This window comes from Streptosporangium sandarakinum (genome assembly GCF_013409935.1).
GTDB lineage: Bacteria > Actinomycetota > Actinomycetes > Streptosporangiales > Streptosporangiaceae > Streptosporangium > Streptosporangium nondiastaticum.
The window spans coordinates 1,615,225-1,639,426 of sequence record NZ_JACCCO010000001.1; the positions used below are offsets into that span (position 1 = coordinate 1,615,225).

Here is a 24,202-nt window from a genome sequence, read left to right on the forward strand (position 1 = left end):
CCCACCTCATTTCCGGTAAACATCAATGGGCCGCAAGCCCATGTTTGCCCTGCACGACGAGGGACATCCTCTGTTCATGCATTCGGGGGAGGACGATGCGGCGGGCATCACGCCCAAAGCACACGGGGAGAATTTCCCGGTGGCCGCACTGGTACTGCCGCGCGATATCCGCCGTCACCTCCTTTCGGTGTACGGCTTCGCGCGGTTCGTCGACGACGTCGGTGACGAGGGCCGCGTCCGCGACCCGCTGCGGATGCTCGACGACGTCGACGCCGACCTCGATCTCCTGTACACCGGGCGGCTCCCCCGCCTGCCGGCCGTCCGCGCCCTGACACCGGTCGTCGAGACCCGCGCCGTCCCCGCCGAGCCGTTCCACCGGCTGGTCGAGGCCAACCGGCGCGACCAGACCGTCGGCCGGTACGGCACCTTCAAGGACCTGCTGGCCTACTGCGAGCTGTCGGCGAACCCCGTCGGCCACATCGTGCTGCACGTCTTCGGCCTGGCGACCGCCGGGCGAATGGCCCTGTCCGACCGCGTCTGCACGGCGCTGCAGATCGTCGAGCACTGCCAGGACGTGGGTGAGGACCACGCGCGGGGCCGCGTCTACCTCCCCGAGGAGGACCTGCGCCGGTTCGGCTGCGGCGAGCGCGACCTCGCCGGGGAGACCACCCCGGCGAGGTTGCGCGACGTCGTCGCCCTCCAGACGACGCGGGCCGAACGGCTGCTCGACGAGGGGGAGCCGCTCGTCTCCTCGATGGGAGGCGTCGCCCGCGTCGCCGTGGCGGGTTACGTGGCGGGCGGCAGGGCCACCGTCGCGGCGCTGAGACGGGCCGGTCACGACGTCGTCGGGCGGGCCGTGCGCCCGCACCGTGTCCGGCTTCTCTCGACGTGGCTGGGCGTCCTGGCACGAGGCACACGAGGGGGGAACGGCCGTGGACGTCTCTGACGCCTACCGGCACTGCGAGCAGGTCGTCAGCCGGGAGGCGCGCAACTTCTTCTACGGCATGCGGCTGCTGCCGCCGTCCAAGCGCCGCGCGCTCAGCGCCGTCTACGCGTTCGCCCGCCGGATCGACGACATCGCCGACGGGGACGAGCCCGCCGAGCGGCGTCTCGCGCGGCTGCGCGAGACGCGGGCGGCACTGGACACGGTGTGCTCCGGGATACCGGAGCCCTACGGGGTGCGCGAGCCCACCGGAGCACCTGAACCCGCCGGCGCACCTGAGCGCACCGGAGTGCCTGAGCCCGCCGGCGCACGGGAACCCTGCGCACGGGAACCCTCCGGGATCCTGGACGGCTCCGGGGTGCCGGAGCCGTCCGGCGTCCGCGCCGCGCCCGGCTGGCCGCCGCCCGGCCCCGAGGATCCGGTGCTGGTCGCGCTGCGTCACGCCGCCCTGCGCTACCCCATCCCCCTGCGGGCGTTCGGGGAGCTGATCGACGGGTGCGCCGCGGACGTGCGGGGGACGCGCTACGCGCGGTTCGAGGAGCTGCTGGCGTACTGCCGGTGCGTCGCCGGGTCGATCGGGCGGCTGTCGCTCGGCGTCTTCGGCGTCCAGGGCGACCGGGACGTCCGCGAGGCCGAGCCGCTGGCCGACGCGCTGGGGGTGGCGCTGCAGATCACGAACATCCTCAGGGACGTGCGGGAGGACCGGCTGGCCGGGCGGATCTACCTTCCCTCCGAGGACCTCGACCGGTTCGGGTGCACCCTGGACGTCGACTCCTCGGGCGGGCTCACCGACCCGCCGGACAGGCTCGCCGCCCTGGTGCGGTTCGAGGCCGACCGGGCGCGCGCCTGGTTCACCGAGGGCATGCGCCTGCTGCCCGTACTGGACGGGCGCAGCGCGGCGTGCACGGCGGCGATGGCCGGCATCTACCGGTGCCTGCTCGGCGGGATCTCGGCGGACCCCGCCGGGGCGCTGGCCACGCGGCTGTCGCTGCCCCCGTGGCGGAAGGCGATGGTGGCGGTGGGCGCGCTCGCGGGGACGGTCCGATGAGGGGCGGCGGTACGGTGCCGGGCGGTCCCGGGGCAGGCGCCCCGGACGGCCCGGCGTGGGACCCTCCGGCGGGGAGCGTCCCGGCGCGGGACGGCGCTCCGGTCGTGGTCGTCGGCGGCGGCCTGGCGGGCATCGCCGCCGCCGTCGCGCTCGGGGAGGCCGGTCACCGCGTGACCCTGTTCGAGGCCCGGCCGAGGCTGGGCGGCGCGACCCACTCCTTCAACCGCGGCGGCCTGACGGTCGACAACGGCCAGCACGTGTTCCTGCGCTGCTGCACGGCCTACCGGGGCCTGCTCGACCGGCTCGGCCGCACCGGACTGGTGCACCTGCAGGACCGGTTCGACGTGCCGGTGCTCACCCCCTGGGGGCGGTCCGGGCGGCTGCGGCGCACGGCCCTGCCGGGGCCGTTCCACCTGCTGCCGGCGCTGGCGCGGTACCCGCTGCTGGGACCGGCCGACCGGCTGCGCGCGATGCGGGCCTCGCTGGCCCTGCGCCGGCTCGACCCGGCGGACCCCGCGCTGGACCGGATCGACCTCGGGAGCTGGCTGGCCGCCCACGGGCAGAGCGAAGCCGCGCGGCGGGCGCTGTGGGAGCTGTTCGCGATGGCGGCGCTGAACGCCGCCGTCGAGGACGTGGCCCTGGGTCCGGCCGCGATGGTCTTCAAAACGGCGCTGTTCGGCCGGGCGGACGCGGCCGACATCGGGCTGCCCGCCGTACCCCTGGGCGAGCTGCACGGCGCCGCGGCGCGGGCCGCCATCGAGCGGCTCGGCGGCGCGGTGCACCTGTCGTCGAAGGCCACCGCCGTCGGGCCGGGCCCGGTGGTCACCGTGGGCGGCGGCCGAATCGAGGCGTCCGCCGTCATCGTGGCCGCGCCGCACGAGCAGGCCGCGGCGCTGCTCCCCGAGGACGCCGTGCCCGGCGTCCGGCGCTGGAGCGGCCTGGACGCCAGCCCGATCGTCAACGTGCACATCGTCTACGACCGGCGGGTCACCGAGACGCCGTTCGCGGCGGTCGTGGGCTCTCCCGTGCAGTGGGTCTTCGACCGGTCGCGGGTGGCGGGGCTGGAACGCGGACAGTACCTCGCCGTGTCGGTCTCGGCGGCGGACCGCTGGATCGACACGCCCACCGCGCTGCTGCGGGCCGTGTTCGAGCCCGCGCTGGAACGGATCTTCCCCGCCGCCCGGCGGGCCGAGATCGTCGACTTCTTCGTCACCAGGGAGCGTCGCGCCACCTTCCGCCAGCGTCCCGGCAGCGGCGCGCTGCGCCCCGGAGCCGTCACCCGGTGGCCCGGGGTCTTCCTCGCCGGCGCGTGGACCGACACGGGCTGGCCCGACACCATGGAGGCCGCCGTGCGCAGCGGGCTCTGCGCGGCCCGCCTGGCCGGACGCCACCTCGGCGGGCCGGCGGCCCGATCTCCCCGGACGTCCCACCACCGGGAGGCACTGACATGACCACCGAGACCGCCGGGGACACCGGAGGGGCCACCGCGACCACCGGAACCACCGGGGTCGCCGAAGTCGCCGGGGTCACCGGGATCACCGCGATCACCCCGGCCGCCGGAACCGCCGTGCCCCTCGCCGCCCCGGTGATCGCCGCGTCCGCCGTGACCGTCGCGCCGGCCGGGACGACCGGCCTGGCCGGACGCGCCGCGCTCGCCCTGGACGCGGCGTGCGAGCACCTGCTCGGCCTGCAGTCCCCCGAGGGGTGGTGGAAGGGCGAGCTGCAGACCAACGTGACCATGGACGCCGAGGACCTCCTGCTGCGGGAGTTCCTCGGCATCCGCACCGAGGAGGACACCGCCGCGGCGGCCCGGTGGATCCGCTCCGAGCAGCGCGGCGACGGGACGTGGGCCACCTTCCACGACGGGCCCGGCGACCTGTCCACCACGGTGGAGGCGTACACGGCGCTGCGGCTCGCCGGCGAACCGCCCGACGCCGCCCACATGCGGGCCGCGGCCGGTTTCGTCCGGGACATGGGAGGCGTCGAGGAGGCCCGGGTGTTCACCCGGATCTGGCTGGCGCTGTTCGGGCGATGGCCGTGGGAGCGGCTTCCGGCGCTCCCCCCGGAGATGATCTTCCTGCCGCCGTGGTTCCCGCTCAACGTCTACGACTGGGCCTGCTGGGCCCGGCAGACGGTCGTGCCGCTCACCGTCGTGGCCGCCCACCGGCCGGTGCGGCCGCTCCCGTTCGACCTGGACGAGCTGCGCACCGGCCGCCGGCCCGGCGGGTGGCCCCGCCCCGGATGGGAGGCGGCGTTCGCCGCCCTCGACCGGGTCCTGCGCCGGTACGAGCGGCGGCCCGTCCCGGGCCTGCGGCGGGCCGCGCTGCGCCGCGCCGCCGAGTGGATCGTCGCGCGGCAGGAGACCGACGGGTCGTGGGGCGGCATCCAGCCGCCCTGGGTGTACTCGCTGATCGCCCTTCACCTCCAGGGCTACCACCTCGACCACCCGGTGATGCGGAAGGGCGTGGAGGGGATCGACCGCTTCACGATCAGGGAAGCCGGGACGCGCCGGCTGGAGGCGTGCCAGTCGCCGGTGTGGGACACCGTGCTCGCGGTCAACGGCCTGCTGGACGCCGGGCTGTCCGGCGACCACCCGGCCCTGCTGCGGGCCGCGGACTGGGTGCTAGCCGAGGAGATCCGCGGACCCGGTGACTGGTCGGTGCGACGGCCGGACCTGCCGCCCGGCGGGTGGGCGTTCGAGTTCGACAACGACGGCTACCCCGACATCGACGACACCGCCGAGGCGGTCCTCGCCCTGCGCCGGGTGCGCCACCCAGGGGTACGGCCGGCGGTCGACCGGGCGGTGCGCTGGATGACCGGCATGGCCTCCCGCGACGGCGGCTACGGCGCCTTCGACGCCGACAACACCCAGGTGCTGTGCACGAAGCTGCCGTTCTGCGACTTCGGCGCGGTCATCGACCCGCCGTCCGCCGACGTCACCGCCCACGTCGCCGAGGCGCTCGCCCACGAGGCCCCCGGCTCCCCCGCCCTGCGGCGGGCCGTGGTGTGGCTGCTGCGGGCGCAGGAGGCCGACGGGTCGTGGTTCGGCCGCTGGGGCGTCAACCACGTCTACGGCACCGGGGCTGTGGTGCCCGCGCTCGTCGCGGCCGGCGTGCGGCCGGACGGCCCCAGGATCCGGCGGGCCGTCGCCTGGCTGGAGCGCCACCAGAACGCCGACGGCGGCTGGGGCGAGGACCTTCGTTCCTACACCGACCCGGCGTGGATCGGGCGCGGCGCGTCCACGCCCTCGCAGACGGCGTGGGCGCTGCTGGCGCTGCTCGCCGCCGGGGAACGCTCACCGGCGGTGGACCGGGGCGTGGCGTGGCTGGCCGACAACCAGCGGCCGGACGGCACGTGGGACGAGCAGTACTTCACCGGGACCGGCTTCCCCGGCGACTTCTCCATCAACTACCACCTCTACCGGCTCGTCTTCCCGGTCAGCGCGCTCGGCCGCTACCTGCGCCGGGAGCGGCGGACCGGCGGGGAGGCCCCGCCGTGACCGCCCTGCTGGTCTGCACCGCCCTGGGGATCGAGGCGCGGGCCGTACGGCACGGTCTGCCGTCCGGGGACGCCCTGGTGCTCCGCACCGGGATGGGGCCGGAGCGGGCCGCGCGGGCGGCGGCGCGGCTGCCGTCCGCGGACGCGCTGGCCGTGGCCGGATTCGGCGGCGCCGTACGGGAGGACCTGCGCGCGGGCGACGTGCTGGTGGCGACCGAGGTCCGCTTCGGGGAGCGGGCGCTGCCCTGCCCCTGGACGCCGTTCCTCGCCGCCGAGCTGGCCCGGCACGGCCTGCCGGTGCGGACCGGACCGCTGGTGACCTGCGACCACGTGGTGACCGGCGCCGAGCGGGGGCTGCTCGCCGAGCGGGGGGCGCTGGCCGTCGACATGGAGACCTGGCCGCTCGCGGAGGCGGCGGACGGCCTGCCGTTCGCCGCGCTGCGCGTCATCGCCGACACCGCCGACGTCCGGTCGCCGTGGGCGGTCCCGGCGTACGGCGTCGTGGCGTACCGGGTGCTGCGGCGGATCGGCCCGGCGCTGGCCCGCTGGGCGGCACACGCCTCCGGCGCCGACCACCCGACGGACGACGATCACACGATGGACGACGACCACGCGACGGGCGCCGACCACTCGATGGACACCGGCCGCGCGACGGGCACCGACCACTCGATGGACACCGGCCGCGCGACGGGCGCCGGCCGCAGAACAGGCCCGGAGGCGGACGACGGCTCCGTGTCCCGGGAAGAACGTCCGTTTCCGTCATCCAGGGAGGGGTGATCCGGATGGCGATGCCAGTACGCCAGTGCCTGCGCATCGGCGGTTACATCCTCGGCCAGCGACTTCGCGGGCGGAAGAGGTTCCCGCTCCTGCTGGAGCTGGAGCCCCTGTTCGCGTGCAACCTGGCCTGTTCGGGCTGCGGGAAGATCCAGCATCCCGCGGGGGTGCTGAAGCAGCGCATGGACGTCGCGCGGGCCGTGGCCGCCGCCGAGGAGTGCGGCGCCCCCATGGTGTCGATCGCGGGCGGGGAGCCTCTGATGCACCCGCGGATCGGGGAGCTCGTCCGGGAGCTGGTCTCCCGGAAGAAGTACGTGTTCCTGTGCACCAACGCGCTGCTGATCCCACGCAAGATCGACGAGTTCGAGCCCTCGCCGTACTTCGCCTGGACGGTCCACCTGGACGGCCTGCGCGAGCGTCACGACGAGTCGGTGTGCAAGGAGGGGGTGTTCGACGCGGCCGTCGCCGCGGTCCGGGAGTGCCGGCGGCGCGGCTTCCGGGTCACCACGAACACCACCTTCTTCAACACCGACAGCCCGCAGACCGTCATCGAGGTGCTCGACTACCTCAACGACGAGCTGAAGGTAGACCAGATGATGATCTCCCCCGGATACGCGTACGAGAAGGCGCCCGACCAGGACCGCTTCCTCGGCGTGCGGGAGACGCGGGAGCTGTTCCGCAAGGCGTTCTCCGGCGGGAACCGGCGGCGGTGGAGGTTCAACCACACACCCCTGTTCCTGGACTTCCTGGAGGGGAGGGCCGACTTCCCGTGCACGGCGTGGGCCATCCCGTCCTACTCGGTGTTCGGCTGGCAGCGGCCCTGCTACCTCATGGCCGACGGCTACGCGGCGACCTACCGGGAACTGCTGGAGGAGACCGACTGGGACTCCTACGGACGGGGCCGCGACCCGCGGTGCGCCAACTGCATGGCCCACTGCGGGTACGAGCCGACGGCCGTCTTCGCCACGCTGTCCTCCCTGCGGGAGTCGCTGCGTGCGCTGCGCGAGGCCTGAACCGGCTCCCGGGGCGCCACCGTCCCGTGGGCGGCGGAGGTCACCGCCGGGTGCGCGGCGGCGGTCACCGTTCCGCGGACAGCCCGGCGAGCGCCCGGAAGGGGCCGGGGGCCGCACCCCTCAGCCGGGCCGGGAAGCGCAGCCAGCCGGGGACGTACGACTCGGTACGGCCGCGCTCGACGGCCGCGACGATCGCCCGGGCGACCCGCTCGGCGGGGATCGGCGCCGGCCATCGGCGGGTGTACGGCGTGCCGCGCCGTTCGAAGAACGGGGTGTCCACCACGCCGGGCAGCACGACCGACACGCCGACCCCGCGCAGCTCGTACCGGAGGCTCTCGGCGAAGCAGAGGAGGCCGGCCTTGGTCGCCGCGTACACCGCCTCCCCCGGCACGCCGACCGCCCCGGCGATCGACGCGACGAAGACGACGTGTCCCCGCCCGCGTTCCACCATGGCGGGCAGCAGGAGGCGGGTCAGCCGGATGGGGGCGGTCAGGTTGCCCGCGACCAGGCGTTCGATGGCGTCGTCCGGCATCGTCTCCAACGGTCCGGCCCACCCGGCACCGGCGTTGGCGACCAGGACGTCCACCGGCCCGGCGCGCCGGGCCAGGTCCGCGGCGTCGGTCACGAGGTCGCCGGCCAGCGCCCGCCCGCCGGTCCCGGCGGCGACGGCGTCCAGCCTGCCTGTGTCGCGGCCGGCCAGCACCAGGCGGGCCCCGGCCGCCGCCATGGCCCGCGCGGTCGCGGCCCCGATGCCGGACGACGCGCCGGTGATCAGCACGCGGGCGCCCGCGATTCTCATGGCCACACCACCCCCGTCACCGGGGGGAGAACCGGAACATCGTCAACGCCGTCTCCGGCGTCCTTCCCCGCGGCGGCCCGCCGTACCCGTCGCCGCGCCGGTGGGGCGACGGAGACGTGGGGAGCGGAGCAGGACGCGTCCGGGACATCCGGGGTATGGGGAGCGGAGGGGCCGAGCCGCGGCGGGCGAGGACCGGAGAAGCAGGACAGCGGGACGGAGGTGGGGCGGTGAGCGGGACGGCGGTGCGGCACCCCGTCTTCGCGCGCTGCTACACCGGCGTCAGCGAGGTGCTGGAGCGGCTCGGCCTGGCCGAACGCCGCCGGGAGCTGCTGGCCGGGCTGTCCGGCCGGGTGATCGAGGTCGGGGCGGGGAACGGCCTGAACTTCGCCCACTACCCGCCGGCCGTGACCGGCGTGCTCGCCGTCGAGCCGGAGCCGGAGCTGCGCCGCCGGGCCGCGCGGGCCGCGCGCCGGGCTCCGGTCCCGGTCGAGGTGGTCGCCGGGCTGGCCGACCGGCTTCCCGCCCGGGACCGGAGCTTCGACGCCGCGGTGGCGTCGCTGGTGCTGTGCTCGCTGCCCGACCCGGTGGCCGGACTGCGGGAGGTGCGCCGGGTGCTCGTCCCCGACGGGCGGCTGCGCTTCCTGGAGCACGTGCGCGCCGACTCCCCCGGCCTGGCCCGCGTCCAGCGCGTGCTGGACGCGACGGTCTGGCCCCGGCTGGCGGGCGGCTGCCACACCGGCCGGGACAGCGCCGCGGCCGTCCGGGCGGCCGGGTTCACCATCACCGCGCTGGACCGGTTCGTCTTCGCCGGGATCCCCACCCCGATCTCCGTCCTCGTTCTCGGTACGGCCTCGGCCCCGCCCGCCGGCTGACCTCCGTCCGGACCGGCGCCGGATCGGACCCGTCCCGCCGCGTCCGGCTCGCATCCCTCGTCGCATCCGGCCCGTTCCGGCGTCCCGTACCCGCCCGTGACCTCGCGGTTCCAGGATGCCGGCACCCCGGGTTGGCGGGGCTTTCCCGTTCCCCCTATCGTGCGCGCCATGACCGACGATGGGCGCTCGGCCCACATCCTCGACGTGCTGGTCACCGAGTTCGGTGACGCCATGAAGCGCGACCCCGCCGCTTTCCGGCGCAAGTTCCGGAAGATGGCCGCCTCCCCCTTCGCCTTCTACCGCGGCAGCGCGGCCCTGTTCTACGCGGACATGACGGGGGCGTTCGCCGACGACGCGTTCCTCGACGAGCGGACGAGGCGGGTGTGGATCCACGGTGACCTGCACGCCGAGAACTTCGGGACCTACATGAACGCCTCGGGCGTCCTGGTCTTCAACGTCAACGACTTCGACGAGGCGTACGTCGGCCCCTACGTCTGGGATCTCAAGCGGTTCGCGGCCAGCGTCGCGCTCATCGGGTACGCCAAGGCCCTGTCGGACGAGGCGATCACCGGCCTGGTGACCGGCTTCGCCCACGCCTACCTGGCCGAGCTGACCGCCATCTCCGAGGGCGGGGACGACGCGATCGGCTCGCTGACCCTGGAGACCACCACCGGGGTGCTCCACCGGGTGCTGCAGCTCGCCCGGCTGAACACGCGGGTGTCGCTGCTGGACGCCGAGACCACCGTCGAGGACTTCGACCGCAGGTTCGCCGTGATGGAGGGTCGCCGCCCCATCGACGACGAGACCCGGCAGGCGGTGGAGGCGGCCTTCCGCGACTACCTGACCACGCTGCCCACGGTCTCGCCGGTCGAGCACAGGATCAAGGACTTCGCGCTCCGCACGGGCGTCGGCATCGGCTCGGCGGGACTGCCGTCGTACAACATGCTGCTGGAGGGCCACACCCAGGCCCTGGAGAACGACGTCATCCTCTACATGAAGCAGGCGCAGGTCCCGGCGGTCGCCCGGTACATCACCGACGAGCGGGTGAGCGGCTACTTCAGGCACCAGGGCCACCGTACGGCCGAGTCGCAGCGGGCCCTGCAGGCGTACGCCGACCCCTGGCTCGGCCACACCACGCTGAACGGCGTGGGCCAGCTCGTGGCCGAGGTCTCCCCCTACTCCGCCGACCTCGACTGGGGCGACGTCAACGAGCCCGAGGACCTCGCCTCGGTGATCGGGGACCTGGGCCGGGCGGTGGCCCGCATGCACTCGGTGGCCGACGACGAGTCCAGCCACGACCTGGTCGACTTCTCCACCGAGGACGCGATCGTCGCGGTGATCGGCGGCGACGCCGTCGGCTTCACCGCCATGCTCGTCGGCTTCGCGCACGCCTACGGCGCGCGGGCCAGGGCCGACCACCAGCTCTTCGTGGATCTCTTCCGCAACGGCCGTCTCCCCGGCCTCTGACCGCGCCGGCGCGGCCCGCCCCGGACGCTCCGGACGTCCGTACGGCGGGCCGCACGGGCAGCCGTGTCAGGCCGGGCCGCGCCGGGCCGAAGGCCGTGTCAGGTCTCGGTCGGCCTCTCGTAGCCCTCGGCCTCCCCGTAGACGTGCTCGTCGGGGTCGGACTCCGGCTGGCCCGCCGGATCGGTCTCCGACGTGGTGAACTCGCCCGCGATGTCGGGCTCGGCGTACGCCTCGGGATCGTCCCGCCGGTCGGCGAGCGACCTGTTCTCCTCTGGCTGTGACATGTGCTCCCCTCCTCCTCGTGCGGGGAGGATGTGCCCGCCGGGAGCCGGTGTATGTCCCGGCGGGCTCGGAGGGCGCGGGCGTCAGGAGCGGGCCGGGGTGGTGGCCTCCGCGTAGTGGCAGGCCACGTGGGCCTCCCCCGACGACGGCGCGGCGGGCAGGATGTCCAGGAGCTGGGACCTGCACCGCCCGTCCACCCCCGCCTCGGCCGCCGCGCCGGAGGCGAGGACCTGGCAGCGCGGGTGGAAGCGGCAGCCGCCGGGGATGCGGGTCGGGTCCGGCGGCTCGCCGCCCAGCACCACGGGCTCGGGCGACTCCGGCAGCACCGACAGCAGCGCCTGGGTGTAGGGGTGCGACGGCGAGGTCAGGATCTGCTCGACGGGCCCGGCCTCGACGATCCGGCCGAGATACATCACCGCGACGCGGTCGGCGATGTTCCAGGCCAGACCGAGGTCGTGCGTGACGACCAGCGCCGACAGGCCCAGTTCGTCGCGCAGCCGCAGCAGCAGGGCGAGGATCTCCCCGCGCACCGAGGCGTCCAGCGAGGCCACCGGCTCGTCGGCGATCAGCACCCCGGGGTCGAGGGCCAGCGCGCCGGCGATGACGACGCGCTGGCGCTGGCCGCCCGACAGCTCGTGCGGGTAGGACTGCAGGAACCGCTCGGGCGGGCGCAGCCCGGCCCGGGACAGCGCCGAGACGACCCGCTCGTGCTCGTCGGCCATGCCGTGGATGCGCGGTCCCTCGGCCACCGCCTCGTAGACGGTGTGCCGGGGGTTGAGCGACCCCATCGGGTCCTGGAGCACCAGCTGTACCTCGCGCCGGTAGGCCTTCAGGGCCCGCGAGGAGTAGTTCAGCGGGGCGCCGTCGTAGCGGACCTCACCGGAGGTGGGGCGCTCCAGCCCGAGCAGGGTGCGCGCCAGGGTCGTCTTGCCGCAGCCGGACTCGCCGACCAGGGCGACGATCTCCCGCCGGCCGACGGCGAGGTTGACCCCGTCCACCGCGCGGGCGCGCCGTCCGCGCGCGTTGAACTCCACGTGCAGGTCACGGGCCTCCAGCAGGGGGGTCTCGGCGTCCGTGCCGCCGCTTCGCCCGTTCACTGGACCTCCTTCGCCGGTCGCATGACCGGAATGTCGTGCTCGACGGCGTCGGCGCCTTGCTCTCCCGCGCCGGTCCCCGTGCCGATCTCCACGCCGCCTCCGCCGGCGCCGGCCGGTACGGCGTGCGCCCCGTTCGGCGGCTCCCCGGGACCGGCCGAAAGGTCCCCGGGGCCGTCCGCGCGTCCTCCGGGACCGTTCGAAAGGTCCTCGGGGCCGTCCGGGACCTCCCCGGAGCCCGCCGGTAGGTCCTCGGGCAGCGCCGGGTCCGGCAGGACGTGCACGCACGCGGCCCGGCGCTCCTCCCCGGCGGGCCACAGCTCGATCGGCCGCGACGCGCAGGAGGGCAGGGCGACGTCGCAGCGCGGGTGGAAGGAGCAGCCGGACGGCAGGTGCATGGGGTCGGGCGGGTCGCCGGCCAGGCCCCGGGGCGCCAGCCGGGAGGCGGGGTCGCCGACCGTGGGGAAGGCCGCCGACAGCGCGCGGCTGTAGGGGTGGCGGGCGCCGGCGAACACCTCCCGCGAGGGCCCGTGCTCCACCACCTGGCCCGCGTACATGACGGCCAGCCGGTCGCACATGGAGGCCAGGACCGACAGGTCGTGCGAGATCATGATCATGCTGATGCCGTGCTCGGCGATGAGCGAGCGGATCAGTGTGAGCACCTGCGCCTGGATCATCACGTCCAGCGCGGTCGTCGGCTCGTCGGCGATGATCAGGCGCGGCGAGCAGGCCAGCGCCATGGCGATCATCACGCGCTGGCGCTGCCCGCCCGACAGCTCGTGCGGGTAGTTGCGGCCCCGCCAGGCGGGCAGGCCGACCTGCTCCAGCAGCTCGGCGACCCTGCGCCGGGCCTGGGCGGCGGTGGCCTTGCCGTGCACCAGCAACGGCTCGGCGATCTGCTCCTCGATGCGGCGCACCGGGTTCAGGGCGTGCTGCGCCCCCTGGAAGACGACCGACGCCGACGCCCAGCGGACCGCGCGCAGCCGTCCCCACTTCATGGTGAGGACGTCCTCGCCGTCGAGCAGGATCTCGCCGGTCACCCGGGCGTCGCGGGGCAGCAGCCGCAGCAGGGCCATGGCCAGCGTCGACTTGCCCGACCCCGACTCCCCGGCGACGCCGAGGGCCTGGCCGGCCGCGAGGTCCAGGGAGACCCCCCGTACGGCCGGCACCTCGCCGGAGGCGACCCGGTAGGTCACCGAGACGTCGCGAAGCTGAAGCAGGCTCATCGGGAAACTCCCCGCAGGCGTGGGTTGAGTACGGCCTCCAGTGTCCGGCCGCACAGCGTGAACGCCATCACGACCGCGACGATGCACAGACCCGGCGCGAGGATGTACCACCAGGCCCCGGCGGTGGCGGCGCCCCAGTCGTAGGAGCCGCGCAGCAGGCCGCCCCACGACACCTGGCCGGAGGAGGCGCCGAGGAAGGCCAGCGTCGACTCGGTGACGATGGCGTGCGCCACCTGGAGGGTGGTGTTGGCCAGCACCAGCGGGGCGACGTTCGGCAGCACGTGGCGGGTCATGACGTGCCAGTGCCCGGCGCCCAGCGCCCGGGACCGCTCGATGTACGGCCTGGCCTCCACCGACAGCGTCTGCGCCCGGATCTGCCTGGCCGTTGACGCCCAGGACGTCACGCCGATCGCCACGATGATCGTGGCGATGCTGCCGCCGAGGATGGCCGCGAGCACCAGGGCCAGCACGAGCGAGGGCAGGACCAGGAACCAGTCGGTGATCCGCATCAGCACGGCGGAGGTCCAGCCCCGGAAGTGGCCGGCCGCGATGCCGACCACCGTGCCGATGACCATGCTGAGCAGCGCCGCCAGGAAGCCGACGAGCAGCGAGACCCGCGAGCCCCACAGCACCATCAGCAGGACCGACCGGCCCGACTCGTCGGTGCCGAACGGGAACTCCAGGCTCGGAGGGGCCATCTTCGCGCCGGTCGCCTGGGTGACGTCGAGTCCGGCGGAGTCGGTGAGCAGCGGGGTCAGGAGGGCCAGGACGACGGCCACGATCAGGATCGCCGCGCCGTACAGTCCGGCGCGCTGGCGGCGGTACTCGCGCCAGAAGCGCGCCAGTGCGAGCCTGCGGCGGGCCCTGGCGAAGCCGGCGGTGCCGGCCGTGTTCCCCGCGCCGGTCGTGCTTCCGCCGCCCGGGTTCCCGGTGCTTCCGGTGTTCCCCGGGTTCGCGGTGTTCGGAGTGCTCACGCCGACCTCACCCTCGGGTCCAGGACGCGGTAGGCCACGTCGGCGAGCGTGTTCATGATGATCACGGCGGTGCACACCACGATGAACGTCCCCTGCATGACGGCGAAATCCGGGCCCTTGATGGCCTCGTAGAACAGCAGGCCCAGGCCCGGCCAGGAGTAGACGGTCTCCACCGACACCGCCCCGCCGACGACGAAGCCGATGTTGATGAACACCAGCGTGATGGTCGGCAGCAGCGCGTTGGGCACCGCGTGCCGGCGGCGCACCTGGTCGTCGCGCAGGCCCTTGGCGCGGGCGGTGGTCACGTAGTCCTGGCCGATCTCGTCCAGCAGCGAGGACCGCATGACCAGCAGGTACTGGGCGTAGACCACGGCGACCAGGGTCAGGCACGGCAGCACCAGGTGCATGGCGACGTGCGGGATGTAGGCCAGGCCGTCGGGCGCGTCCACGCCCTCCATGCCGCGGGTGGGGAAGATCCCCGGGATCGGGCCGATGCCGGCGGCGAAGACCATCAGCAGCAGCAGGCCGAGCCAGAACGTCGGCACCGACCACAGCACGAGCGAGACGCCGGTGGACATCCGGTCGAACCGGCTGCCGTGCTTCCACGCCGCCCGGGTGCCCTGCCACAGGCCCAGGCTGACCGAGATGACCAGGCCGGTGCCGACCAGCACCAGCGTGGGACCCAGCCGCTCGCCGATGAGGTCGAGGACCGGGCGCCGGTACTCGTAGGAGGTGCCGAAGTCCAGGCGCAGGGTCCGCAGCACGAAGTCGAGGAACTGCTGCATCAGGGGCTTGTCCAGGCCCATCTGGCGGCGCAGCAGGTCGAGCTGGTCCGGGCTGAGCGGCACGTCACGCGTGTAGGCGATCGCGGGATCGCCGGGGATCAGCCGGAACAGGAAGAACGTCGCGACGATGACCATGCCGATGCTGAGCAGGGCCCCGCCGAGTTTCGTCAGCGCGTAGCGCAGCACCCCCCGATGGGCGCTGCGTTCCATGGCGGGGCCCGCCGCCGCGGTCGCGGCGGCGGGCTCCGTGTCGAGAGGTGCCGTCATCGAGACGCTACTCGCGGTCGTCGGTGACGGAACGGCGGCGGCGGGCCAGGAAGAAGCCCAGGGCGCCGATGACCACGACGGCCACGACGCCGCCGATGATCGGGCCGGTGCTGGAGCCGCCGTCACCGGCGGAACCCGCGGCCGCCGGGGCCGGGGCGTCCAGCGAGTAGATCGGCCAGTGGCCGCTGGCGCCGTAGAAGAGGCCCTTGTCCTCCGGCATCGGGGTGATGTTGGAGATCCGGTCCTTGCGGTAGCCCTCCAGGTCGTTCTGGTAGTAGAGGGCGATCACCGGGGCGTCGGTGTAGAGCTGCTTCTCCATCTTCTTGATGACCTCGGCGCGCTTGGCGCGGTCGAGCTCGCTGAGCTGCTCCTGGTAGAGCTTCTCGTAGTCGGGGTTGCAGTAGAACGACTCGGTGCCGCCGCCGTCGCCACTGGCCGTGGGCCTGCGGCTGCACAGGTGGGTGGCGAGGATCTCCTCGGGGTCGGGGTTGACCGACCAGCCGCTGATGGCGATGTCGAACAGGCCGGTGAAGCCGGTCTCCTCGGTGAACTTGGTCGAGTCGAGCTTCCTGGTGGTCAGCGTGATGCCGATCTGCTTGAACCAGCCGGTGAGGTACTGGGCGAGCTTCTCCTCGACGGGGACGTCGGTGTGGATGCTGAACCGCATCTCCAGCTTGCGCTTGCCGTCGGGCATGGTCCGGACGCCGTCCGAACCCTTCTTGTAGCCGGCGTCGTCGAGGATCTGGTTGGCCTTGGCGACGTCGAAGGTGACCTTCTCGTCACCCTCGGCCTGCCAGAAGAAGTCCTTGTACATCGGCGGGATGATCGACCCGTCGGCGGGCACGGCCAGGCCGTTCTGCACCTGGTCGACCAGGGCCTGCTTGTCGATCGCGTAGTGGATGGCCTGGCGGACCTTCGGGTCCTTCAGCGCCGGGTGGCCGTCGCCGACCGGCTTGTCGTCGATCGTGGTGGCGCCGTGGTTGATCTGGAGGTAGGCGGCCCGGCGGCCGTTGCCGTTCCACTGCACGATGTTCGGGTCGCCCTTGAGCGCCTCGTACTGCGGGGCGTCCAGGCGGCCGATCAGGTCGATGTCGCCCTTCTTCAGGCCGGTGATGGCGGCCTCGGGGTTCTCGTAGAAGACGACGTCCAGCTCGTCGATCTTGGGCTTGCCCCGCCAGTAGTTGGGGTTGGCCTCAAGCCTGACGTAGGCGTCCTTCTTGTGCTCGACCGCGATGAAGGGGCCGGAGCCGACGATCGGGTACTGGTCGTTCTGGAACTGGCCGGGGTCGCCGGCCTTCTCCCAGACGTGCTTGGGCACGATCGGGATGGGGTTGTCCAGCATCGACGCCTGCGGCTTCTTGGTCTTGATGACCAGGGTCCGGTCGTCGGTGGCGGTGACGCTCTCGAAGTTCTCCACGGCCGGGCCGTTGCCCTGCTTGGCCGCGTCGTTCGTCATGATCGTGTTGAACGTCCACGCGACGTCCTGCGCGGTGACCGGCTGGCCGTCGGACCACTTGGTGTCGCGGATCTTGAAGGTCCACGTCAGCTTGTCGTCGGAGGTCTCCCACGACTCGGCCAGCTCGGGGCTCGGCTCCAGCGTCTTGGGGTCGGGGACCGTGAGGTAGCTGTAGATCCACCGGTGGACCGACGAGGAGACCAGCCGGACCGCCAGGAACGGGCTCATCGAGTCGACGGCCTGCGTCGCGCCGATGCGGACGATCTTCTTTCCGGCCGCGGGAGCCTTCTGCTGTACGGTCTGCGCCCGAGTGGCCTGTGTCTGCGCCTGCCCTTGCGCAGCGGGGAGTGTGGCCATCACCAGCGCCACGCCCAGCGCCGCGAGGCGCCCGCCCAATCTGGTCATCGTTTCTGTCCCACCTTCGAACCGGTGAATCGTTGTAGAAGAAGGCACACCATAGGGACGGCGCGTGTCAACGAATGGTGGAAGATTGTTTCACTCTCGTTTCCTGGCGTGATATTTCTTTTCAGTCACGGCCCGAACCCCCGGTGAGACGGGGCTTGACGGCGCACGGGTGACTGTGGGAAGCGACGACGGACGGCCCGGAAAGGGCGTTCGACACGGCCCGGAAGGGGCGTCCCGCGCGACCCTCGCACCCTCCCGGCGGCACGGGAGGCGGGGCGGGGCCGCGTGGACGGTGAAGCCGCCGGTACGGCATGCTGCAGAACATGACTCTGTTCTCCGTGGAAGGCAAGACGGTCGTCGTCACCGGCGGCTCCCGGGGCATCGGCCGCATGATCGCGGCGGGTTTCGTGCGGGCCGGGGCCACCGTCTACATCTCCTCGCGCAAGGCCGCCGAGGCGGAGAAGACCGCCGCCGAGCTGGGCTGCGTCGCCGTACCGGCCGACCTGTCCACCGAGGACGGCGCCGCCGCGCTGGCAGAGGCGGTCTCGGCGCGCGAGTCGCGGCTGGACGTGCTGGTCAACAACGCCGGCGCCACCTGGGGCGCGCCCCTTGAGGAGTATCCCGAGGCGGCCTTCGACAAGCTCTGGGGGATCAACGTCAAGGGCGTGTTCGGCCTGACCCGGCGGTTCCTGCCGCTGCTGCGCGCCGCCGCGAGCCCCGGCGACCCGGCCAGGGTGATCAACGTCGGTTCCGTGGACGGCATCCGCGTCCCGGCCATGGAGACCTACGCCTACTCGGCGACCAAGGCGGCCGTCCACATGCTGACCCGGCACCTGTCCCAGCGGCTCGCCGCGGACTCGATCACGGTCAACGCCATCGCGCCCGGGCCGTTCGAGTCGAAGATGATGGCGTTCGCGCTGAACGACCCGGCGACCCGCTCGGCGATCGAGTCGCACGTGCCGCTCGGCCGCATCGGCACCCCCGAGGACATGGCCGGTACCGCGATCTTCCTCGCCTCGCGGGCGGGGGCCTACCTGACCGGGACGGTCATCCCGGTGGACGGCGGGATCACCGCGCACGGCTGACCCGCTCCCGCCGCCGGCGGCGACGACGCCGAGATGAGCCCCGTACGGCGTGCGCCCCACTGCGCCGGGGCGCACGCCGTATCGGTTCCCTCCCCGGACCGCTCGCGCGCCGCGTCGAGCCTTCCCGCCAGGACCGCGCGGGGCGCGGCGGGCGGGTCAGATCGCGTCGGCGAGGGCGCGGGCGAGGCGCTCGGCGGCGCCGGGCGCGTAGCGCAGGAACAGGTAGGGCTCGGTCAGCTCCAGCTCGATGAGGACCGGGGTCCCGTCGGCCAGGCGGACCATGTCGACGCGGGCGTAGAGCAGGTCCGGCAGCTCACCGAGCACCCGTTCGGCCAGCGCGACCTGGTCGGCCGCGGGGTCGCGCAGCTCGGCCCGGCTGTTCTGCCGATCGGTGGCGGACCCGGCGGCCAGCGCCGCGCTGCGCCGTACGGCGTGGCTGAACCGGCCGCCGAAGTACAGCAGCGAGGTCTCCCCCTCGGCCTCGACCATGTCCAGGTACGGCTGGACCATCGCGGTCCGGCCCTCGGCGGCGATCCGGGCGGCGTGGGCCTCGGCCTTGCCGCGGTCGCGGGTCCTGATCGTGTCGCGCGCCCCGGCCGAGACGGCGGGCTTGACCACGTACTCGTCCAGGACCGGCAGGTCGGGTGTCTCACCCGGCCCGATCCAGTGAGTCGGGATGAAGGGCGCGTCCAGGTCCCGCATGTAGGTCTTGTCGGTGTTGCGCTCCAGCACGGCGACCGGGTTCAGCAGCCGGGTGACCCGCTCGACGCGACGGGCCCAGCCGAGGAACTCCTCGCGGCGGTCGATGTAGTCCCAGGGGGAACGGACCACGACGGCGTCGAAGCCGGCCCAGTCCGCCTCGGGATCGTCCCAGCGCACGACGCGCCCGGTGATCCCGGCCTCGGCCCAGGCCGCGAGAGCGGTCTCCTTCTCGTCGTCCATCCCGTCCGGATCGGCGAATGTCACATAGGCCGCAGAAACGCTCACTTGATGTCCCATACGTAAGTGATCAAAGAACCGTATGAACATTACATAAAACCGAGCATTTCTACAGAATTGGTGACGCCTGGTCCGGAAGGCGGCAGAGGCGACAGAGGCGGCCGACGGGTGCGGCCTGGGCCGGAAGGCGACGTTCGCCGAGCCCGGATCAGCTCTTGGGGAGCTTGCCGAGGGCCTCGGCGACGATGGTCGCGGTGCCGGCGACGGCCTGGTCGTCGTTGGGCGCCTTGGCGGCCCGGTGGGTGGTGTAGATCGCCATCACCAGCGGGGCCTTGGCGTTCTCCGGCCAGACGACGGCGATGTCGTTCGTCGAGCCGTGGTACGAGCTCGCGCCGGTCTTGTCGCCGATGGTCCAGGTCTTGGGCAGCCCGGCGCGGATGCGCTTGTCACCGGTCTTGTTCGCGCGCAGCCACCCGTTCAGCCGCGCCCGGTCCTTGGCGTTCAGCGCGTCACCGAGCGTCAGCTCGCGCAGGTCGGCCGCGATGGCCGCGGGGGTGGTGGTGTCCCGCTTCTCCTTTGGACTCCAGATGTTCAGCTCGGTCTCCCAGCGGTCCAGGCGGGAGATCGGGTCCTTGAGGGTGCGGAAGTACCGGGTGAGTCCGGCCGGGCCGCCGATCTGCTTCAGCAGCATGTTGCCGGCCGTGTTGTCGCTCTGGGTGATGGCCGCCTCGCACAGCTCGGCGACGGTCAGCCCGTCCTCCACGTGGTCCTCGGTGACCGGCGAGTTCTCCTTCACCTCGTCCTGCGTCCAGTGGACGACCTTGTCCATCAGTCCGGGCTCGGCCGTGCGGGCCTTGTTCAGCACCGCGGCGGCGGCCACCGCCTTGAAAGTGGACAGCAGCGGGAAACGCTCCCCGGCCCGGTAGGTGATCTTCTTCCCGGTGGCCGTGTCGACGGCGTAGACGCCGATGCGGCCGTCGAACGACGCCTCCAGCGCGCGCAGCCGGCGACCGGCCTCGGCCTGGCCGGACGGCGCGGCGGCCTGCCGGTCGTACCGGACCTGCGCCGTCGGTGCGTGGACGGCCGCGGCGGAGGTCTGCACGGCCGCCGTGGCCGTGCCCGGGCCGTAGATCGTGCCACCCGCCAGAACGGAGACGGTCAGCGCGGCGGTCTTCAGCGCCGCGGGGAAACGCCGGGTGTGCAGGGGTCGCATTCCGCGTCCTTAGCTCTCGACAACAACGGAGCTGCGAGCACACCAGAGGGGGCCGGTGGATGTCCAATATTCGTATGACCGCGACATCGATACCGAGACCGATATAAGACCAGGCCAGGCCTACCAAGAAGACGATCATGGACGGCCGGGGTGACGCGGCTCCCGCGGCGCGTCCTCGACCCGCCCGGCTCCGGCAGGCGACGCGTCCGCCGCGGCCCCGGCCCGAGAGGCGCGGCGACGGCGGGGCGGGACCGGCCGGACGACCCCCGCCCGGCTCCCCCGCGGAAGTGAACCGGGAAAGACAAACCCCCTATGGGTATGTTACAGTCTCGCCCGAAGATACCCCCTGGGGGTAAAAGAGAAGGAGGACGGACATGTGCACTGCATGCGCGTGCGGCACGGAGACCGCTCGGACCGAGGTGCCCGTCGAGGTGGGCACGGCGGACGGCAAGACCTATTCGGTGAGCGGGATGACCTGCGGGCACTGCGTCTCGTCGGTCTCCGGTGAGATCGGCAAGGTCGGCGGTGTCACCGGCGTGGCCGTCGATCTCCCCACCGGCTCGGTCACCGTCAACGGCTCGGGATTCACCGACGAGGAGATCCGGGCCGCGGTGGAGCAGGCGGGCTACGCGCTGGCGAGCCGGTCCTAGAGGAGCGGGCCCCGGAAGAAGGCGGTGGGCGTGCACCGGCATGCACGCCCACCCGCGGGACCGGCCCGATTCGACATCGCACCCGTCCCCTGGGTTTTCGACGCCTACGCCTTCGCCGGCGCGGCCGTCGTGGCGGTGGCGGGCGCCGCACCGACCTCGCCGCCGATGCGGGAGACCCGTATCGGCGTGGATGGGAGTGACGGCGAGCGGGCCCGCCGTCGGCGGTGGCAGGCCCGCGAAATACCCCGGGTGGGTAAGGTGTTCGGTAGGGACGACGGACCTCAGAGCGGGGGCGGGGAGATGGCCGGATACACGGGAACCAGGGAAGACCACCTCAGGCGGCTGCGCCGGATCGAGGGACAGGTCCGCGGACTGCAGCGGATGGTCGATGAGGACAAGTACTGCATCGACATCCTCACCCAGGTCTCGGCCGCCAACAGAGCGCTCCAGGCGTTCGCCCTGGAACTGCTCGAAGAGCACATGGCGCACTGCGTCGCCGAAGCGATCACCAAGGGCGGCGGCGAGGCCGACGCCAAGATCAAGGAAGCCTCCGACGCCGTCGCCCGTCTCGTCCGCTCCTGACGCGCCCGATCACCCCGGCCGCGCTCTCCGTGGCGCGGTGATCCGGGCGTGTCGGAACCGGACGGCCTCACAGCGCCTTCGGGGTGATGCGGCCTGACTCCATGGCATGAGAAGAACCGTCAGCCGTTGTTCGCGGAATGCCGTTTCGACGTTCCACGACTTCGAGCTCGGCCGAGCGGGACTTCATGGAAATGAGAAGACACCCTGGTCTCCATGATCTGGAGACCAGGGTGTCCGCGTATCAGGGGGAAGTGCCCGGCCGCCCCGGGTGCGATACCGGGCGGGACACGCCTCAGTGGTGGAGGGGGTGCCGCCGTTCGAGCGCCGCGCCCTCGACGTCCACGTTCGGCATGATCCGGTCGAGCCACTTCGGGATCCACCAGGCCGACTTTCCGAGCAGATGCATGAGCGCCGGCATCAGCAGCAGCCGCACGATGAACGCATCCAGGAGCACCCCGAAGGCCAGGCCGAACCCGACCGAGCGGATGATGATCGACTCGCTGAACACGAACCCGCCGAACACCGCCACCATGATGATGCCCGCCGCTATGACCACCGAGCGGCCGGCGCGCAGGCCCTGCATGACCGCGAGACGCGCCGGTGACCCGTGCACGTACGCCTCGCGCATGCCGGAGGCGAGGAACAACTGGTAGTCCATCGCGAGGCCGAACAGGATGCCGACCAGGATCACCGGCAGGAAGCTCAGGATCGGGCCGACCCCGTCGATGCCGAGCGGGCCGGCGAACCAGCCCCACTGGAACACGGCGACGACCGCGCCGAAGGTCGCCAGCAGCGACAGGATGAACCCGCCGGTCGCGACCAGCGGCACCAGGAACGAGCGGAAGACCACGATCATGATGAGAAGCGACAGGCCGACCACGATCGTGAGGTACAGCGGCAGGACGTCCGCGAGGCTTTCGGAGATGTCGATGTTGATCGCCGCCTGGCCCGCCACCCCGAGCGATGCGTCGCCGTTCACGGCTTCCACGAAGATGGGCTTCATCGTGCGCAGGTCACGGACGAGCTGCTCGGTCGATTCGCTGTTCGGCCCTTCGGAGGGCGCGACCTGGAACGCCATGACCGTCTTGCCGTCGGACACGCCGGCGGGGGCGACCGCGGCTATGTCGTCGAGATCCGCGAGGGCGTCCGCGATGGTCACCTCGGCCGCGGTGAGGTCGTCGTCCGGCACCGCGGCCGGGAGGGTGGCGACCACGATGAGCGGCCCGTTCGCACCCGCGCCGAACTCGCGCTCGGTGACGGTGAAGGCCGTGTTCGTGGTCGACCCGTTCGGTTCGGACGAACCGTCGGGAAGGCCGAGCCGCATGGACAGGACCGGGATCGCGACGACGAGCAGGGCGGCCACCGAGACGAAGGCCGTCACGATCGCACGCCACGTCGGCATGGGCTTGACGGGCTTGCCCGCCGGCACGGCGGACGGCGCGGCATCCGCAGCGGCCGGAGCCGCCGGCACGCGTTCACGGTTCCCGCGGGAGAGCACGCGCATGCCCGTGAGTCCGAGCAGGGCGGGCGTGAGCGTGATCGCGACGAGTACGGCGATCAGCACGCACGCGGCGCCGACCGTGCCCATCAAGCCGAGGAACGGGACGCCGGTGATGTTGAGCGCGAGCAGGGCGACGATCACGGTCGACCCGGCGAACACGACGGCGTTGCCGGCGGTGCCGTTGGCGAGACCGATGGACTCGTGGACGCCGACGCCCTGCAGCAGCTGCTTGCGGTGGCGGTTGACGATGAACAGCGAGTAGTCGATCCCGACGGCCAGGCCCAGCATGACGCCGAGGACCGGGGTCACCGAGGCCATCTGCACCATGCCCGAGAAGGCGAGGGCCGCCAGGACACCGGTGGCCACGCCGACGAGCGCCGTGACGATCGGGAACGACGCGGCCACGACGCTGCCGAGCATGACGAGCAGGACGACCGCGGCGATCACGACGCCGACCGCTTCGCCGACGCCGATGATCTGCGGGACGCCCTGCGCGATGTCGGTGGAGAAGTCGGCCCCGACACCGTCGATCGGCTTCGACGTGAAGTGGTCGATGACCCCGTCCTTCGTCTCGGGGGCCAGCTCCATGCGGGGCTCGGTGAACGCGATCGTCACCCGGGCGGCGGAGCCGTCCTCCGAGACCATGCGGATCTTCGACGCGTGGGTGAGCAGTCGCTCGCCGAGCGCGAGCTCCTCGTCGTTCCCCTTGAGCTCGGCACGCGAATCGTCGATCTTCTTCTGTTGCTTCGCGAGCGTCGCCTTCTGCTTGTCCAGCAGCTTCTGCTGCGCGTCGAGCGCCGCGAGCCGCTGCGCCGGCGCGCCCGCCGCCTTCATCTGCTTGCGCGCCGCGTCGAGCCGGGCCTGGGCGTCCGCGAGCTGCTTCGCACCGGCGTCCAGCTGCGACTGGCCGTCGTCCAGCCGGGCGCGGCCGTCCTTGATCTGCCTCTTGCCGTCGGCGAGTTTCCGCTCCTGGTCCGCCCGCTGCCGCTCGGTCTCGAACGGGTCGACGACCTGCGCGACGCCCTTGAGGCCGTCGGCTTCCGCGACCAGTGCGCTGATCCGCCCCTGTTGCTCCCGGGTGAACGCCGAGCCGTCGGCGGTGTGGAACACGACGGTGCCGGACGCCCCGGCGAAGTCGGGGAGCGTGTCGCTGAGCTCGTCGATGACCTTCGACGAGGCCGTGTTGGGGATGTCGAAGTTCGAGGTCAGCGTTCCGGAACCGGCCGCGAAGCTCACGCCGGCCAGGATCAGCAGCGCCACCCACGCGCCGATCGTGATCCACGCGCGCCGTGCGGCGGCCCTGCCCAGCCGGTAGAGGAGTTCGGCCAT

At 72.8% G+C, this 24,202-nt stretch carries 20 protein-coding genes and 1 pseudogene; 11 read left to right on the forward strand and 10 right to left on the reverse strand.

The window, feature by feature from the left end:
- Positions 1-76: 76 nt before the first annotated feature.
- From hpnC to hpnH, 6 genes are read left to right on the forward strand one after another with little or no spacing between them, the layout of a single operon-like run.
- Entirely contained in the window at positions 77-946 is an 870-nt protein-coding gene (gene hpnC, locus HDA43_RS07145; protein ID WP_179818922.1) for a squalene synthase HpnC, read from the forward strand.
- Positions 933-1,991 carry a phytoene/squalene synthase family protein gene (locus tag HDA43_RS07150; RefSeq protein WP_179818924.1) on the forward strand — a complete coding sequence of 353 codons (1,059 nt, stop codon included), beginning with the start codon at positions 933-935 and terminating at the stop codon, positions 1,989-1,991. The genes hpnC and HDA43_RS07150 overlap by 14 nt, the downstream gene beginning before the upstream one ends.
- Entirely contained in the window at positions 1,988-3,442 is a 1,455-nt protein-coding gene (hpnE, locus tag HDA43_RS07155; protein ID WP_179818926.1) for a hydroxysqualene dehydroxylase HpnE, read from the forward strand. Before HDA43_RS07150 ends, hpnE begins: the two co-directional genes overlap by 4 nt.
- Positions 3,439-5,490, forward strand: coding sequence for a squalene--hopene cyclase (gene shc / locus HDA43_RS07160; protein ID WP_179818927.1), 2,052 nt, complete (start codon positions 3,439-3,441; stop codon positions 5,488-5,490). Before hpnE ends, shc begins: the two co-directional genes overlap by 4 nt.
- Positions 5,487-6,266, forward strand: coding sequence for a phosphorylase family protein (locus tag HDA43_RS07165; protein WP_179818929.1), 780 nt, complete (start codon positions 5,487-5,489; stop codon positions 6,264-6,266). Before shc ends, HDA43_RS07165 begins: the two co-directional genes overlap by 4 nt.
- A 5-nt stretch (positions 6,267-6,271) precedes the next feature.
- Positions 6,272-7,276, forward strand: coding sequence for an adenosyl-hopene transferase HpnH (gene hpnH / locus HDA43_RS07170; protein ID WP_179818931.1), 1,005 nt, complete (start codon positions 6,272-6,274; stop codon positions 7,274-7,276).
- A 64-nt stretch (positions 7,277-7,340) separates the two neighbouring features.
- Here the strand turns inward: hpnH and HDA43_RS07175 are convergent, their stop codons facing one another.
- Complete coding sequence (locus tag HDA43_RS07175) at positions 7,341-8,075, reverse strand: SDR family NAD(P)-dependent oxidoreductase (protein WP_179818933.1); 735 nt, start codon at positions 8,073-8,075, stop codon at positions 7,341-7,343.
- A gap of 227 nt (positions 8,076-8,302) precedes the next feature.
- Here HDA43_RS07175 and HDA43_RS07180 point away from each other — a divergent pair, with 227 nt between their 5' ends.
- Both HDA43_RS07180 and HDA43_RS07185 read left to right on the forward strand, forming a co-directional pair.
- On the forward strand, positions 8,303-8,947 hold the full coding sequence (locus tag HDA43_RS07180) for a class I SAM-dependent methyltransferase (protein ID WP_312873070.1): 645 nt from the start codon (positions 8,303-8,305) through the stop codon (positions 8,945-8,947).
- A 168-nt stretch (positions 8,948-9,115) separates the two neighbouring features.
- Positions 9,116-10,414, forward strand: coding sequence for a DUF2252 domain-containing protein (locus HDA43_RS07185; protein ID WP_179818936.1), 1,299 nt, complete (start codon positions 9,116-9,118; stop codon positions 10,412-10,414).
- 98 nt (positions 10,415-10,512) lie between these two features.
- Here HDA43_RS07185 and HDA43_RS07190 read toward each other — a convergent pair whose 3' ends face one another.
- The 6 genes and pseudogenes from HDA43_RS07190 to HDA43_RS07215 all read right to left on the reverse strand — a co-directional run bounded on the left by HDA43_RS07190 (position 10,513) and on the right by HDA43_RS07215 (position 16,903).
- On the reverse strand, positions 10,513-10,698 hold the full coding sequence (locus HDA43_RS07190; protein WP_179818937.1) for a hypothetical protein: 186 nt from the start codon (positions 10,696-10,698) through the stop codon (positions 10,513-10,515).
- 81 nt (positions 10,699-10,779) lie between these two features.
- A complete protein-coding gene (locus tag HDA43_RS07195) occupies positions 10,780-11,793 on the reverse strand; it encodes an ABC transporter ATP-binding protein (RefSeq protein WP_312873071.1) in 1,014 nt (337 codons plus the stop codon).
- 266 nt (positions 11,794-12,059) lie between these two features.
- A pseudogene (locus tag HDA43_RS07200) lies at positions 12,060-13,016 on the reverse strand (ABC transporter ATP-binding protein); the annotation flags it as partial.
- Positions 13,013-13,990 (reverse strand): ABC transporter permease, encoded by a 978-nt coding sequence (locus HDA43_RS07205; RefSeq protein WP_179818940.1) that lies wholly within the window; start codon positions 13,988-13,990, stop codon positions 13,013-13,015. The pseudogene HDA43_RS07200 and the gene HDA43_RS07205, both read right to left, overlap by 4 nt.
- Positions 13,987-15,042 carry an ABC transporter permease gene (locus tag HDA43_RS07210; RefSeq protein WP_179818942.1) on the reverse strand — a complete coding sequence of 352 codons (1,056 nt, stop codon included), beginning with the start codon at positions 15,040-15,042 and terminating at the stop codon, positions 13,987-13,989. Before HDA43_RS07210 ends, HDA43_RS07205 begins: the two co-directional genes overlap by 4 nt.
- Before the next feature lie 7 nt (positions 15,043-15,049).
- Positions 15,050-16,903: an ABC transporter substrate-binding protein gene (locus HDA43_RS07215; RefSeq protein WP_179818944.1), complete on the reverse strand. Its 1,854-nt coding sequence runs from the start codon at positions 16,901-16,903 to the stop codon at positions 15,050-15,052.
- A 323-nt stretch (positions 16,904-17,226) separates the two neighbouring features.
- Between HDA43_RS07215 and HDA43_RS07220 the strand changes: the two genes are divergently transcribed.
- Entirely contained in the window at positions 17,227-17,988 is a 762-nt protein-coding gene (locus HDA43_RS07220) for an SDR family oxidoreductase (RefSeq protein WP_179818946.1), read from the forward strand.
- 156 nt (positions 17,989-18,144) lie between these two features.
- Here HDA43_RS07220 and HDA43_RS07225 read toward each other — a convergent pair whose 3' ends face one another.
- Positions 18,145-18,975, reverse strand: coding sequence for an ATP-grasp domain-containing protein (locus tag HDA43_RS07225; RefSeq protein WP_179818948.1), 831 nt, complete (start codon positions 18,973-18,975; stop codon positions 18,145-18,147).
- A 160-nt stretch (positions 18,976-19,135) separates the two neighbouring features.
- The gene (gene bla, locus HDA43_RS07230) at positions 19,136-20,140 is read right to left on the reverse strand and encodes a class A beta-lactamase (protein ID WP_179818950.1); all 1,005 of its coding nucleotides are present in this window, start codon (positions 20,138-20,140) and stop codon (positions 19,136-19,138) included.
- A gap of 374 nt (positions 20,141-20,514) precedes the next feature.
- Between bla and HDA43_RS07235 the strand changes: the two genes are divergently transcribed.
- Positions 20,515-20,790 carry a heavy-metal-associated domain-containing protein gene (locus HDA43_RS07235; RefSeq protein WP_179818952.1) on the forward strand — a complete coding sequence of 92 codons (276 nt, stop codon included), beginning with the start codon at positions 20,515-20,517 and terminating at the stop codon, positions 20,788-20,790.
- Positions 20,791-21,090: 300 nt separating this feature from the next.
- The gene (locus HDA43_RS07240; protein WP_179818953.1) at positions 21,091-21,372 is read left to right on the forward strand and encodes a metal-sensitive transcriptional regulator; all 282 of its coding nucleotides are present in this window, start codon (positions 21,091-21,093) and stop codon (positions 21,370-21,372) included.
- A 292-nt stretch (positions 21,373-21,664) separates the two neighbouring features.
- Here HDA43_RS07240 and HDA43_RS07245 read toward each other — a convergent pair whose 3' ends face one another.
- The gene (locus HDA43_RS07245; RefSeq protein WP_179818955.1) at positions 21,665-24,202 is read right to left on the reverse strand and encodes an MMPL family transporter; all 2,538 of its coding nucleotides are present in this window, start codon (positions 24,200-24,202) and stop codon (positions 21,665-21,667) included.